The sequence below is a fragment of the Aeromonas sp. SrichE-2G genome, assembly GCF_017939565.1.
GTDB lineage: Bacteria > Pseudomonadota > Gammaproteobacteria > Enterobacterales > Aeromonadaceae > Aeromonas > Aeromonas taiwanensis.
Map to the genome: position 1 here is coordinate 298,202 of NZ_JAGKRG010000004.1, position 13,638 is coordinate 311,839.

General features: G+C 65.2%; 10 protein-coding genes. 3 read left to right on the forward strand and 7 right to left on the reverse strand.

Translation table 11 applies throughout. From position 1 onward, the window contains the following. Positions 1-53: 53 nt before the first annotated feature. Both J9885_RS03450 and J9885_RS03455 read right to left on the reverse strand, forming a co-directional pair. Positions 54-1,451, reverse strand: a complete 1,398-nt coding sequence (locus J9885_RS03450; RefSeq protein ID WP_210548100.1) for an MATE family efflux transporter — start codon at positions 1,449-1,451, stop codon at positions 54-56. 100 nt (positions 1,452-1,551) lie between these two features. After that, positions 1,552-2,460 (reverse strand): LysR family transcriptional regulator, encoded by a 909-nt coding sequence (locus J9885_RS03455; RefSeq protein WP_210548101.1) that lies wholly within the window; start codon positions 2,458-2,460, stop codon positions 1,552-1,554. 501 nt (positions 2,461-2,961) lie between these two features. Here J9885_RS03455 and J9885_RS03460 point away from each other — a divergent pair. Together J9885_RS03460 and yjeH are read left to right on the forward strand one after the other, a co-directional pair. Continuing rightward, positions 2,962-4,254 carry an HAAAP family serine/threonine permease gene (locus J9885_RS03460; protein ID WP_043758752.1) on the forward strand — a complete coding sequence of 431 codons (1,293 nt, stop codon included), beginning with the start codon at positions 2,962-2,964 and terminating at the stop codon, positions 4,252-4,254. A gap of 135 nt (positions 4,255-4,389) precedes the next feature. After that, a complete protein-coding gene (yjeH, locus tag J9885_RS03465; protein ID WP_210548102.1) occupies positions 4,390-5,667 on the forward strand; it encodes an L-methionine/branched-chain amino acid transporter in 1,278 nt (425 codons plus the stop codon). A 40-nt stretch (positions 5,668-5,707) separates the two neighbouring features. Here yjeH and J9885_RS03470 read toward each other — a convergent pair whose 3' ends face one another. The 4 genes from J9885_RS03470 to J9885_RS03485 all read right to left on the reverse strand — a co-directional run bounded on the left by J9885_RS03470 (position 5,708) and on the right by J9885_RS03485 (position 10,986). Beyond that, a complete protein-coding gene (locus tag J9885_RS03470; protein WP_210548103.1) occupies positions 5,708-6,247 on the reverse strand; it encodes a GNAT family protein in 540 nt (179 codons plus the stop codon). Between the two features lie 72 nt (positions 6,248-6,319). Then, the gene (locus J9885_RS03475) at positions 6,320-8,053 is read right to left on the reverse strand and encodes an ATP-binding cassette domain-containing protein (protein WP_210548104.1); all 1,734 of its coding nucleotides are present in this window, start codon (positions 8,051-8,053) and stop codon (positions 6,320-6,322) included. A gap of 353 nt (positions 8,054-8,406) precedes the next feature. Then, on the reverse strand, positions 8,407-8,844 hold the full coding sequence (locus tag J9885_RS03480; protein ID WP_210548105.1) for a PliI family lysozyme inhibitor of I-type lysozyme: 438 nt from the start codon (positions 8,842-8,844) through the stop codon (positions 8,407-8,409). Between the two features lie 111 nt (positions 8,845-8,955). Continuing rightward, complete coding sequence (locus J9885_RS03485) at positions 8,956-10,986, reverse strand: M13 family metallopeptidase (RefSeq protein WP_210548106.1); 2,031 nt, start codon at positions 10,984-10,986, stop codon at positions 8,956-8,958. A 128-nt stretch (positions 10,987-11,114) separates the two neighbouring features. On the opposite strand from J9885_RS03485, the gene tilS reads away from it, so the two are divergent. Then, positions 11,115-12,464, forward strand: coding sequence for a tRNA lysidine(34) synthetase TilS (gene tilS, locus J9885_RS03490; RefSeq protein WP_210548107.1), 1,350 nt, complete (start codon positions 11,115-11,117; stop codon positions 12,462-12,464). Between the two features lie 31 nt (positions 12,465-12,495). On the opposite strand, the gene J9885_RS03495 is transcribed toward tilS, so the two are convergent. Further along, positions 12,496-13,398: a GGDEF domain-containing protein gene (locus J9885_RS03495; RefSeq protein WP_043758762.1), complete on the reverse strand. Its 903-nt coding sequence runs from the start codon at positions 13,396-13,398 to the stop codon at positions 12,496-12,498. Positions 13,399-13,638: the final 240 nt, after the last annotated feature.

Here is a 13,638-nt window from a genome sequence, read left to right on the forward strand (position 1 = left end):
CAAAAGTCCCCGCTTGCGGGGACTTTTTTATGGGCGATCGTCTGGGGCCTAGGTCAGGAGGTCGCGGCCTGCGTCCTCATCCGGGCAGGGGCACGGCGCCTGGGGGCGACGGGGAGCAGAGCCCGCCACTCCCGCCACAGCAGCCAGCACAGGGGCGGGGTCAGTAGCAGCACGGTTGCGGGCTGGGCCACCAGGACGCCCTCGCGCCCCCACCAGAGGGGCAGCAGGAAGATGAGCGGCAGCAGCAGCACCGTCTTGGCCACCGAGAGGACGAGGGCCTGCCGGGTGCGGGCCATGGACTGCAGCAGCACGATGCCGAACATGATGATCCCCTCCAGCGGAATGGCGCCAAGGTTGAGGGTCAGGCTGCTGATGGCAGCCGCCAGCAGCTCGCCATCCTGATCGCCGGTGTAGAGCATGGCCACCTGGCGCGGCAGCAGCTGGATCAGCAGCCAGACCGCCAGACCGTAAACGAGCGTGATCTTGAGCCCCATCTCCATCAGGAACTTCAGGTCGCGATGGCGTCTGGCGCCGGCCGCCTGGCTGACCAGGGGCTGGATGCCAAATGCCAGCCCCTGCAGGATGACGATGAAGACCGCCTCTGTGTAACCGGCCACGGTGAAACCCGCCAGATCCTTGACCGAGCCGTGCACCATCAGCTGGCTGTTGTGCAGCAGCAGCAGCAGACCCAGGTTGAACTGGGCGATGAGGCTCGGCAGCCCGGTGTACAGCAGGTTGGGCATGGCCGGCAAGCTGGGCACCAGCTGGCGCCACTCCAGACGCAGCCTGGCATGGCGGGTGAAGAAGTAGCCCAGACCGATGAGGCTGACCACCCCCTCGGAGAGGAGAGTCGCCTGGGCCGTGCCGGTCAGGCCCAGCCCCAGTCGGCCGACCATGATGTAGTTCAGGAGGATGTTGAGCACGGCCCCGCCGCTCACCAGCACCATGGCGAGACGGGGGCGGCCGTCGTTGCGCAGCAGGTAGGGGACCGCCAGATTGCTGGCCAGCAGCAGGGTGCCTCCCCCTATCCAGGTGAGGTAGTCGCTGGCCTGATGCCAGGTCTCGGTGCCGGGGTCCATCCCCAGGGCCAGCAGGATGTCAGGGTGCCAGTGGTGCAGCAGCAGGGGGGCCACTGTCCCCAGCAACAGCAGCAGCCAGAGCCCGTTGACCAGCGCCTGGCGCGCCAGAGCGAGGTTCCTGGCGCCCTGCTGGAAGGAGATGGCGGTCGCCGCCCCCATGGCGATCATGGCCGCGAGACCGATCAGCACCATGATGACCGGATAGACCAGGTTGATGCCGGCGAGGCCGGCAGCTCCCACGTAATGGCCGACGAAGATGCCGTCCACCAGGTAGTAGGCGCCGGAGACCAGCATGGCCATGATGGAGGGGAGGGCATAGCCCCAGAAACGGCGGGTCATGGCCCGCTGGCGTCGAATGAAATAGGCAGACATCGCTGTGCTTCTTTGGATCGAGGATAGAAGTCACAGTGTAAATTCACGCCATTTTATTGATAATCGGCCATTTGCTTGATGAATTGATGAGCATGATTCATCAGTAATGCCTCTGATAGTGGGCCTTCAGCATGTCGATGAGGGCACGCAACCCTTGTCCCAGCTGGTGCCGACCGGGATAGAAGAGGTTGAAGCCGGCGAAGGTGGGGCTCCACTCATCCAGAACAGCGACCAGCCGACCCGTCGCCAGGGCATCCTTTACCTCCCCCTCCTCGCAATAAGCCAGCCCGAGCCCCGCCTCTGCCGCCCCCAGATAGAGGGCCGGCGTGCTGGTGGTGAGGGGGCCCGCCACCTCTATCTCCAGCAATTCTCCATTGGCGGCGAAGTCCCAGCGATAGTGATGATGGGGGGTGAGCCGATAGCCGATGCAGTCGTGCTGGCTCAGCTCCGAGGGGTGTCGGGGCGTGCCGCGCCTCGCCAGGTACGCGGGTGAGCCCACGACCAGATAACGCTGCGGGGGCCCGAGGGGCACGGCGATCATCTCCTGGGGCAGCAGATCCCCGTAGAAGAGGGCTGCGTCGAAACCGTCCTCGATGAGGCGGGGCATCAGCTCCTGCTCCACCACCTCCACCTGCATGCGCGGGTAGCGCACCAGATAGTCGATGAGCACCGGGGTCAGTATCTCCTGAATGGCGGCCCGGGGGGCACAGATCTTCAGCTTGCCCACGGGCTCGCCTGCGTGGTGCTTCAGCTCGTCCAGGGCCTCCTCCAGCTGTCCCAGGGTTGGCAGCAACTGTGCCAGCAGGCGCTCGCCAGCTTCAGTCGGCACGACAGCCCGAGTGCTGCGATTGAGCAGTCGTACCGCCAGGCGGCTCTCCAGCCCCTTTAGGGAGTGGCTCAGGGCCGAGGCAGAGACCCCGAGTTCGAGGGCGGCCTTGCTGAAACTGCGATGGCGGGCGACGGCGGCAAATACCGCCAGTTCGGCAAGATCGGTGCGAGAGATGGTCATGGTCGGCACGCAGGAAGAGGGCGAAAGGCAAGGGTACGTCAAGGGAGGACGGGAGACAATCGGCACGCAGGTAGCGGGGTTTGTAATGGGTTTGTTGCTGTTTTCCGAGGGCAAGGAGATGCCAAGAACAGTTTATTTGTTAAAAAAAATCGCAATATGGCGATTGCAATGTGATCTAACGCGATTGAAAGGCGACTGCAATCAAACTTTGGTTGATTAATTCAAAAAAACGCTGTGATTAATAGGGCCTTTTAACTAGAGTCTGCTCATCGGATGAGGCGACCGTTGTCAGCTTGTTAACGACGGAAGGCGCCGCCATCAGGTTCAGGATTTCATGCCGCAGTTTGTTGCAATTCGGTTGTCGCGGGACGCGATGGCCCCATTGCCCTGGCGTGAGAGCACAACCACAGGGATGAACAGCAGCAGTTCCAGGGACGAGGAACCGGCCAGATGGCCAATAAGCAACGAGATTCCACTTTCCTTGATGACAGGAACACCCCTATGTCTGACATGAACATTGCAGTTGAAGGCAGCTTAAGCAAAGCCTCCTCCCGTGGCATCAACAAGGCCGATGTGGTCTGGATGCTGGGTCTGTACGGTACCGCCATCGGTGCCGGTGTCCTCTTCCTGCCGATCAATGCCGGTGTAGGTGGCCTGTGGCCGCTGGTCGCCATGTTGATCCTGGCCCTGCCGCTGACCTTCTTCGCCCACCGCGGCCTGACCCGCTTCGTGCTGTCCGGCTCCACCCGTGATGGCGACATCACCGAGGTGGTGGAAGAGCACTTCGGCAAGACCGCAGGCAAGTTCATCACCCTGCTCTACTTCTTCGCCATCTACCCCATCCTGCTGATGTACTCGGTCGCCATCACCAACACCGTCGAGAGCCTGATGGTGCACCAGCTGGGCATGACTGCTCCTCCCCGTGCCATCCTCTCCCTGGCGCTGATCCTGGGTCTGATGGCCATCGTCCGCCTCGGCGGTCAGGTCATCGTCAAGGCGATGAGTGTGCTGGTCTTCCCGTTCGTGCTGACCCTGATGGGCCTGGCGCTCTACCTGATCCCGCACTGGAACGGTGCCATCATCACCGAAGCACCGGCGCTGGGCGATGCCTTCAACGGCGACTTCCTCAAGACCCTGTGGCTGGCCATCCCTGTCATGGTGTTCTCCTTCAACCACTCCCCGATCATCTCCTCCTTCGCGGTGGACAACAAGGGTCGTTACGGTGAGAACGCCGAGAAGAAGTGCAGCAACATTCTGCTGGGCGCCCACGTCATGATGGTGATGACAGTGATGTTCTTCGTGTTCAGCTGCGTGCTGAGCCTCTCCCCGGCCGATCTGGCGGCCGCCAAGGAGCAGAACATCTCCATCCTCTCCTACCTGGCCAACCACTTTGACAACCCGGTGATCGCCACCGTGGCGCCGCTGATTGCCATGGTTGCCATCAGCAAGTCCTTCCTGGGTCACTACCTGGGTGCGCAAGAAGGCATGAACGGCCTGATGGCCAAGTCCCTGCGCGAGAAGGGCAAGAACGTTGACGTCAAGCAACTGAACAAGGTGACCGCGATCTTCATGATCCTGACCACCTGGGCCGTGGCCACCATCAACCCGAGCATCCTCGGCATGATTGAAGACCTGGGCGGCCCCATCATCGCGATGCTGCTGTTCCTGATGCCCATGTACGCCATCGCCAAGGTGCCGGCCATGCGCAAATACGCTGGCAACCTCAGCAACGGCTTCGTGACCCTCATCGGCCTCATCGCCATGTCCGGTATCCTCTACAAGCTGATTGCCTGATAACGCCGGTCAATCCGTTGAATGAAAAAGCCGCCTCGCCAGAGGCGGCTTTTTTGTTTGCGGCGCAGAGTGCTTAACAAAGGGGCGGGGGAGGCCTAACATGGCGGGATGTTTTTCTAGACAGGACAAAAGGATATGTCTGGGTTGAAAAAGGATCTCGGGCTCTGGCAGGGGATGGGGCTGCTCGCCACCTCATTGCTCGGCACCGGGATCTTCGTGGTGCCGGCGACGGCCGCCTCCCTGGCGGGCGGGGCGTCCCTCTGGGCCTGGTTGCTGCTGATTGCGCTGGTACTGCCCATCGCCTTTACCTTCGCCCGCCTCGGCCGTCGTTATCCCCACGCGGGAGGCGCCCCCCATCTGATTGGCCTTGCCTTTGGCAACGGCGCCGAGCGCTTCTCCGCCTTCCTGTTTCTGGCGGTGCTGCCGGTGGGCCTGCCCGCCGCCCTCACCATCGCCGCCGGTTTCTGGCACGCCCTGTTCGACATGGGGGAGTGGACCCTGTGGGGCATCCAGCTGCTCACCCTGCTCGGGGTCTTCCTGCTGGGGCTGCACGGAGCGCGTTCCTCCGGCAACTTGCAACTGCTGATCGCCCTGGCGATCCTGGGGCTCACCCTGCTCATCTGGTTCAAGGGGGATCTGAGCTGGCACGATGCGGCCCGGCCGCTGCCGACGACGGACGAGTGGCCCGCCATGGGCTCGGCGCTGGCGGTGATGTTCTGGTGTTTCGTGGGGCTCGAGGCCTTCGCCCACATGGGGGAGGAGTTCAAGCGGCCAGAGCGGGACTATCCGCTGGCCCTGCTGGGCGGCGTGCTGCTGGCGGGGCTCATCTACTGGGTGCACTCCCTGGTGGTGCTCAAATATGGCCTCTACGGGGACGAGGCGACCAATGCCACCGCCATTCCGGCCCTGCTCTCCTTGCTGTTCGGCCCCACCGCCAAGTGGCTGGTGGCGGTGCTCGGCTACCTCTCCTGCTTCGCCAGCATCAACATCTACCTGCAAGGCTTCGCCCGGCTTATCTGGAGCATGGCGCGGGAGGGCAAGTTGCCCGCCTCCCTGGCCCGGCTCTCGGCCCGGGGCGCCCCTCTCCATGCCCTTGCCTGGGTGCTCGCCATCTGTTTCGTCTCCATCACCCTGATCCTCTGGCTGCGGTTGCCCCTCGACGAACTCATCCGCTATGCCAACGGCAACTTCGTGCTGGTCTACCTGCTCTGCATGGCGGCGGGCTGGCGCCTGCTCGGCGGGGTCGGCAAGGGGCTGGCGGGGGTGAGCGCTGTGCTCTGCCTTGCCGTGCTGGTGGCCCTTGCCTCCCAGGTGCTCTATGCGGTGGCGCTGAGTGCGGGGTATGGTCTCTTCTCCCTGTGGCGACGCAGACGCCGCCGCACGTTGGCTGGCGACGTCTGCGCCATCAAGTAACCCGACAAAAGCCCCGCACTGCGGGGCTTTTTGCTGCCTGTCAGCGGTTGGCGGGCAGGTCGCTTCGCAAGATGGCGTAGTGGCGCAGGGAGATGAAACCATCCCCCTTGCGTTCGCACTCCCGCGCCGTGCCCTCGTAGTGAAAGCCGGCCCGCTCCAGCAGGCGGGCGGAGGGGAGGTTGGGCTCCTCCACCACCGCCAGCAGCCGGTGCAGCGCTGTGGTGCGATAAGTGAGCGGCAGCCACAGTTGCAGCGCCGCGCTCATTACCCCCTTGCCCCAGTGTTCGGGATAGAGCCAGTAGCCCAGCTCGGCCCGCCGGTGAGTGGGGTCGGCATCGTTGTAGCCAATGGCGCCGAGCGGCTCGCTGGTGCGCCGGTCACGAATGAGGTGCCAGGCACCGCGACCGGTGCGGGTCAGCTCGGCATACCAGGCCATCTGGGCCAGGCAGGCCGTCAGGCTGTCGTAGCTGACGCCGTAGTAGGCGACGACCCGCGGATCCGACAGGCCGTGGTAGATGTGGGGCAGGTCGGCGTCGGTGACGGGATCCAGCCTGATGTCGGGTTGTGGCGTTGATGTCATATGGGCTCCTTGCGGCCAGCCGTGGCTGGCCGCGTGAGTTGAGTAATAACGGGTGAGTGATGCTGGCTGGCGTCAGGCAAGGTCGAGCAGGTCGGCAAGGCGTGCCAGCTCGTCACGCCACTGCTGCTGCAGGCGCGGGGTCTGGTGCCTGGGCTTGCGGGCCAGATCGGCGGCGAGCAGGGCATCGAGTTCATACCAGCGCGCCAGCAGTGCCTCTTCGTCATCCGTCGGGCCGGCCGGGGTCTGCTCCATGGCGGAGTCGGTCAGGCTTGCCTTGTCTGTTGCCGGCAAGGGCGGGTTGCCAAGCAGCTCGGCATAGGCCCGCTCGGCGCTGTGAGCCTCCTGGATGCACCCATCTCTTATCAGCCAGAAGCGGTTGCAACTGCGCTCGATCAGCTCCCGATCGTGGGAGACCAGCAGCACGCCCCCCGGGAAGGCGGCAATGGCGTCAGCCAGCTCCTCCTTGCCCGCCAGATCCAGGTGGTTGGTGGGCTCGTCGAGCCAGAGCATGTGGTGGCTGCCGAGGGACAGGGCGAGAAACAGCAGCCGTGCCCGCTCGCCCCCGCTCAGGGTGCGCACCTGCTGGCCGTGGCGGACATAGGGGAAGCCCGCCCGGATCAGCGCCTGACGCCGAGCCCCTTCAGGAAGGGGGGCCAGGGGGTACAGGGCGTCGCTCAGGGTGGCGTCGTCAGCCAGCTGCTGCAGGGATTGATCGTAATAGGCGATGCTGGCGCCGGGGTGGCAGTACCAGCCCGCCTGCGGGCTCTGCGCAGCCCGCTCGCGCCAGCACTGGCGCAGCAGGGAGGACTTGCCGGTGCCGTTGGCACCGAGCAGGGCGACCCTGTCACCCGCCCGCAGCCAGAGCCCTTCGGCCCGCAGCAGCGGCGGCAATGCCGGTGCCGGCGCCACGTCGAGGGCCTCCAGCCGCAGCAGGGTGTCGGCAGGCAGGCTCAGCCCGCGCAGCTCGAGCCGCCAGGGGGCTAGCGCCGCGACCTGGCTCTGCTCCTCCTGCAGGCGGGCGATGCGTTTTTCCATGGATTTGGCCTGGCGCACCAGCTTCTCGTTGTCATGCTCCCGCCCCCAGATGGCGAGGCGCTTGCTGCTGGCGCTCAGGCGATCTATCTCCTTTTGTTCGTCGGCCCGGCGCAGGCGGGCCTGCTCATCCTCGGCGGCCAGGGTCGCTCTGGCCTGGCTGCAGGGCAGGGCGAAGCGGTGCAGCTGGCCATCTCGCAGGATCAGGGTCTGCTCGGTGACCCTGTCCAGCAGGCGAGCGTCGTGGGAGACCAGCACGAAGGCGCCGCGCCAGCCCAGCAGAAACTGCTCGAGCCAGAGCAGGGCGGGCAAGTCCAGGTGGTTGCTGGGCTCATCGAGCAGCAGCAGGTTGGGTTGGCGCAGCAGGGCGCGCCCTATCTGCAGCCGGCTGTGCTGGCCGCCGCTCAGGGCACTGACCGGCAGCGCGGCCTGGGCCTCCAGCTGCAGCTCGGCCAGCAGCTTGTCCACCTGCCATTCGGCGCCCGGGTCGTTGCCCAGGGCATCCAGCAGCACGGCGCGGGTGCTGAGGGTTGAAAGCCTGGCGGGCAGTTGCTGGGCCACGAACTCGCAGCGGCAGGCAGCGGCCTGCACGACCTGGCCGGTCTGGGGCGTGCGCTCGCCCGCCAGCAGCGCCAGCAATGTGCTCTTGCCGCAGCCGTTGGCGCCAATCAGGCCGAGCCGGTCGCCTGCGCGGATGCCGAGTTCGAGGTGGTCAAATAACGGAAGGTGCCCCGCACTCATCTGCAGGGAATGGGTACTCATCAGGGTTGTCATGCTCTTGCTCTCTTAAATCGCGGGATCGAAGATCCCTGTCATCAGGAGCGCTGGCGACAACGGCAGAGTCGAGAAAGGTCTCGGTATGGAAGGGAGTCGGCTTTGCTCGAACCCGCTATCGCAGCGCGATGGTATGCAGGCAAGAGCAGGCAAATGTGCCGAACAGGCGAGCCGAGAACATCGGACACGCTTGGATAACCATTTTTACCTCCTTGTGTTTCGTTATGGCACGGTGCGGCGATTATAAGCGCATAAAAAATGAGCGTCTATCCGTGGTATGGGGGGCCGTGGGCGCCGCATCGGAAGGCGCAGAAAAAAAACGCCCCGCTGGGCGGGGCGTGGTGATGGGGGGATCAGTCGTGAGGGGTCTTGAGGGCCTCTATCACATCGTCCTTGGGGGCCAGCCCCTCCACGTGGTTGAAGCTCTCCAGCCCCTCCCGGGGCTTGATGGTGAGGGCGTCGGCGCTCAGGTAGCTGCCGCTGCCGGCACTCTCGATCACGACGATGAGCTCGGGCTGCTTGTCGCCGTCGAGATCCAGCAGCTTGAGTTCCTTGATGCTGCCATCGCGGGGCAGCACCTTGCCGTCGATGAACTGATCCAGCGGGAACTGGGGGTTGGCGCCGGAGTAGAGGCGCACGTCGTAACTGCCGGTGGAGGCCGGCTCGCCGCGCCCCTCGCTGACGGTCACTACCTGGCCTGAGGGGAGCGTCATCTGTTTGAAGAACCCGTCCGCCGCCTGGCTGGCGAGGGGCAGGGTGAGCAGGCCGAGTGTCATGAGCAAGGCTTTCATCGGTTTGACCCTTGTTACTGCGGTGGCGGCTGCCCGCCACCTGTGTCACTGTGCGGGCCGGCCGGGCAATCCCCGTCGGCCCGCGTCATCCGCCCCTCATCGGGGCCGTCATTACCAGATCTTGACCCGTTTGGCCGGGTCCAGATAGAGCTTGTCACCCGGCTGGATGTTGAACGCTTCGTAGAAGGCGGGGATGTTCGGCACCACGCCATTGACCCGGTACTCGGGCGGCGAGTGGGGATCCGAGGCGAGCAGCATCTGCATCAGCTCGGGGCGATACATGCCCTTCCACACCTGGGCCCAGCCGAGGAAGAAGCGCTGCTCACCGGTGAAGCCGTCCAGCACCGGGGCCTCCTTGCCATCCAGGGACAGCAGGTAGGCCTTGTGGGCGATGGTGAGTCCGCCGAGATCGCCGATGTTCTCCCCCAGGGTGAACTGGCCGTTGACGTACTGGCCCTTGATGGGTTCGAAGCGGTTGTACTGGGCCACCAGCCGGCTGGTGCGGAACCTGAACTCCTTGAGATCGGCCGGCGTCCACCAGTCGCGCATCACGCCGTCGCCGTCGGATTTGGCCCCCTGATCATCAAAACCGTGGCCCATCTCGTGGCCGATCACCCCGCCGATGGCACCGTAGTTGACCGCGTCATCCGCCGTCATGTCGAAGAAGGGAGGCTGCAAGATGGCGGCCGGGAAGACGATCTCGTTGTTGCTCGAGTTGTAGTAGGCGTTCACCGTCTGGGGTGACATGTGCCACTCGTCCCTGTCCACCGGCTTGCCAAGGCGCGCCAGGTTGTCGGCGTATTCGAAGGCGCGGGCGCGCAGCAGGTTGCCCACCAGATCGTCGGCGCGGATCGCGATGGCGCTGTAGTCCTTCCACTTGTCCGGATAGCCTATCTTGGGCCTGAACTTGGCGAGCTTCTCGAGGGCCTGGGCCTTGGTCGCCGGCGACATCCAGTCCAGCTCCTGGATGCTCTGGCCGTAGGCGGTGCGCAGATTCTCCACCAGCTGCTCCATGCGGGCCTTGGCCGCTGGCGGGAAGTAGCGCTCCACGTAGAGCTTGCCCACCGCCTCCCCCAGGTTGTTGTCCAGCACGCCGAGGGCCCTCTCCCAGGGGGCGCGCTGCTTGGGCGTGCCGCTCAGGGTGGTGCCGAAGAAGGCGAAGCTCTGATCATCGGTCTGGCTGTCGAGGTAGGGGGCGTAATCGGTGATGAGCTGCCACTTGAGGTAAGCCTGCCAGTCGCCCATGGGGGTCTGCGCCATCAGGCCGTTCAGGGCCGCGAGGTAGCTCGGCTGGCCGATGACCAGGCTCTGCTGCCCTGCGAGGCCGGCCTGGCCGAGATAGGCGTCCCAGTCGATGGTGGGGGCGAGGCGCTTGAGTTCGCTCACTGGCCCCTTGTTGTAGTTCTTCTCCCGATCCCGCAGGGCTACGTTGTCCCACTGGATGCGGGCGATCGCCGTTTCGAGGGCCAGGATGCGTTTGGCCTTGGCCCCCGCATCCGCCTCACCGAAGCGGGCCAGCATGGCGGCGATGTGCTGCTCGTATTTTTGCAAGAGCGCCTGACTGTTGGCGTCGGTCTTGAGGTAGTAGTCCCTGTCCGGCAGGCCGAGCCCGGACTGGTAGAGGTAGACTGCATAGCTGTCCGGCGCCTTGGCGTCCGCGTCTATCCAGAAGCCGAAGGGGGCGTTGCCACCGGTGCGGGCGCTCTGGGCGAAGGCGCGGGCGAGCTCCTGGCTGCTGCCGATGCGGTCGATGGCGCTCAGCATGGGCAGCAGGGGGGTAGTCCCCTTGGCATCCCGGGTCTTCTTATCCAGGTAGCTCTGGTAGAGATCACGGATCTGCTGGGCCGGCGTGCCGGTGGCAGCCTTGCCGTCCAGCCCTTCCACCAGCACCCGCACGTCCGCCAGGGATTTGTCCCGCAACAGGTAGAAGGCACCGTCTGCGGGCCTGTCGTCCGGGATCTTGGCGGTGGCCAGCCAGTGGCCGTTCACATAGCGGAAGAAGTCGTCACCGGGTTTGACGCTGGTGTCCATGTTGGCCAGCGCGAGGCCGGAGTGCTTGTCTGCGCCATCCGGTGCCTGACTGCAGCCGGCCAGCAGGGCCAGCCCGACGAGGGCGGCCAGTATGCTTTTCTTGTTGTTCATTATGTTGGATTCCAATTCGGGTTATACGGCTTCCTTGCCCACACAGGGAGCGCCTCACTCTAGCAGCCGGGTTAGCGCTTGATAAGCCCGACTCTGCTAAGATCGGCCAGGTCATATTGGGGAAGCCTATGATTTCTCGTATTTATTCTCGTTTTTGTCAGACTCTGCCCGCGCCGGAAGGTTCCCGTGGCCTGCTGGTGGCCTTCAGCGGCGGGCTCGATTCCACCGTGCTGCTGGTGCTGGCGGCCCGCTTCGCCCGGGAGCACGGCCTTGCCCTGCGCGCCCTGCACGTGCACCACGGCCTGAGCCCAAATGCCGATGAGTGGGTGGCCCACTGCGAAGGGGTGTGCCAGCAACTGGCGGTGCCGCTCATCACTGCGCGGGTGCAGCTGCAACGGGGCAGTGGGGACAGCCTGGAGGCACAGGCCCGCGAGGCCCGCTATCAGAGCCTTGCCGCTCATCTTGGCGAGGGGGAGTGGCTGCTCACCGCCCATCATCAGGACGATCAGCTGGAGACCCTGCTGCTGGCGCTCAAGCGCGGCGCCGGCCTGCGCGGGCTGGCGGGCATGGTGCCGAGCCAGCCCTTTGCCTGTGGCCTGCTGCTGCGCCCCTTGCTCGAGGTGAGCCGGGCCGAGCTGGCCGACGCAGCCGCCACCCTGCCCCATGGCTGGGTGGAGGACGAGAGCAACCAGGACACCCGCTATGACCGCAACTTCCTGCGCCAGCAGCTCATCCCGCTCCTCAAGGCGCGCTGGCCCGCCATGGCCCAAACGGCGGCACGTACCATGGCGATCTGTGCCGAGCAGGAGGTGCTGATAAACGAACTGGCCGAGTCGGATTGGCAACGGGCCGGTGAGGGGGAGGCGCTGCGCATCGCCCCTCTGCATGCATTATCCGCAGCCCGTCGCAACAACCTGCTGCGTTACTGGATCCGTCGCCAGGGGGGGGAGATGCCGTCCCGGGAGCTGCTCGGCCTGCTGTGGCAGGAGGTGGCGCTGGCGCGGGACGATGCCAACCCCAGGCTGGGCCTGCAGGGGCTGGAGTGCCGCCGCCATCAGGGGCGACTGCATCTGGTGGCGCCGGATCTCGCGCCCCGTGAAGAGGTGCTGCCCATCCGGGTCGGGGAGGCAGTCCCCCTGCCGGACGGTCTGGGGACGTTCAGGTTGTGGTCATCGGGCGGGGAGGGGCTGCGGGCGCCCCGGGCGGACGAGCCGCTCTCGATACGCTTCCAGGTGGCGCCCGGCAGCATGCTCAAGCCGACAGGACGAGGGGGGAGCCGGCGGCTCAAGAAGCTGCTGCAGGAGTACGGGGTTCCCTCCTGGCTGCGGGGGCGCATTCCCATCCTTTATTACGGGGAGCAGGCGGCTCTGGTGGCCGGGCTCTTCGTCTGTGACGGATTTATGACGCCGATAGGCGGGGTGGGATGGGAGTGGCAGCGAGCCGCACCCGCGGACGGTGAGATATACGGCGAGACATGAAGGGCGCCCCTGACAGGGGACGCCCTGGCCCCTAGTCGGGGGTGCCGGTTCCCCCGGCTTTCTTGCGGGCGTAGAGGTGGGCATCCGCCGCCCCGTAAAGCCGCTCCACATCCATGCCGGCGTGCCAGCTCGCGGCCCCCAGGCTGCATCCCACCGAGAAGGCGCTGAGCTCCTTGTGGCTCTGCAGCACATGTTGCAGCCGCAGCCAGACCGGGCGCCAGGCCTCGGGATCGGCGGGTTGCAGCAGCAGGGCGAACTCATCCCCGCCGAGGCGAAACGCCTGGTCCGTGCCGCGAATACACCCCTGCAGCAGCTGGGCGAAGCGGCTCAGCACCAGATCGCCCACCGGGTGCCCCCAGGTGTCGTTGACCTGCTTGAAGCGATCGAGATCCAGCAGCACCAGCACCAGGCCGTGGGGCTCCCGGCAGTGCTGTTCCACCGCCCGGCCGATGGCCTCGTCGAAGTAGGCGCGATTGCCGAGCCCGGTCAGGTGATCGAGTCGTACCTGGCGCTCCAGCTGAGCCAGTCGCAGATAGAGCGGCAAGGGGAGGCATAGCAGCCGGTGATACTGCTCCAGCTGCCGGCGCTGGCCATCCCCCAGGGGCTGTTCCAGCTCGTATTGCAGCTGGCCGAGCAACTGTTCGTGCTGGCCCCGCAGCTCGAAGCGATAGCTGTGCAGCACCAGTCTGGCCTGGGGGGGGCGAGAGATGAGAGCGTGAGGCTGGCCGCAGTCGAAATGGAGCGTATGGATCCGGACAATGCTTGCCACCCGCGCGGCAAAGATTGCCAGCAGGGCGTCAAGATCCCGTTGTACCAGCAACTGCTCGAGCTGCTGATAGCCATCCTGGCCGCTCAGGGGCGCAAGCCGCTCCATCTGCTGTACCCACTGCTCTATGCCATGTCCGAAGCCGTTCAATGACGATGTGTTTTCCACCTTGCAGCCCTTACACCTCTCTACTCGTTGGGCGGGTTCCTGCAATCCTTGTGCCCAAAATATGTCCGATGCCAAACAAAAGGGCTGGCTAGGCTTAACGGGATGAAACGGGAAGGAAAATGAAGGGGGCGCGCTCCCTTCAGGCACCAGCCCGATGGCGTCAGAAGGGGCGGGAGCGTGTCGCCTCGACGTCCCCGGAGGTCCTGGCAGCCGGGCCATCCACAACAAAAAGGGAGGGAT

Excerpts from the sequence above, each read along its gene's own strand:
- yjeH (WP_210548102.1), top strand. The coding sequence starts at position 4,390 with ATGTCTGGGTTGAAAAAGGATCTCGGGCTCTGGCAGGGGATGGGGCTG.
- J9885_RS03460 (WP_043758752.1), top strand. The coding sequence starts at position 2,962 with ATGTCTGACATGAACATTGCAGTTGAAGGCAGCTTAAGCAAAGCCTCC.
- J9885_RS03475 (WP_210548104.1), bottom strand. The coding sequence starts at position 8,053 with ATGACAACCCTGATGAGTACCCATTCCCTGCAGATGAGTGCGGGGCAC.
- J9885_RS03470 (WP_210548103.1), bottom strand. The coding sequence starts at position 6,247 with ATGACATCAACGCCACAACCCGACATCAGGCTGGATCCCGTCACCGAC.
- tilS (WP_210548107.1), top strand. The coding sequence starts at position 11,115 with ATGATTTCTCGTATTTATTCTCGTTTTTGTCAGACTCTGCCCGCGCCG.
- J9885_RS03450 (WP_210548100.1), bottom strand. The coding sequence starts at position 1,451 with ATGTCTGCCTATTTCATTCGACGCCAGCGGGCCATGACCCGCCGTTTC.
- J9885_RS03455 (WP_210548101.1), bottom strand. The coding sequence starts at position 2,460 with ATGACCATCTCTCGCACCGATCTTGCCGAACTGGCGGTATTTGCCGCC.
- J9885_RS03480 (WP_210548105.1), bottom strand. The coding sequence starts at position 8,844 with ATGAAAGCCTTGCTCATGACACTCGGCCTGCTCACCCTGCCCCTCGCC.
- J9885_RS03485 (WP_210548106.1), bottom strand. The coding sequence starts at position 10,986 with ATGAACAACAAGAAAAGCATACTGGCCGCCCTCGTCGGGCTGGCCCTG.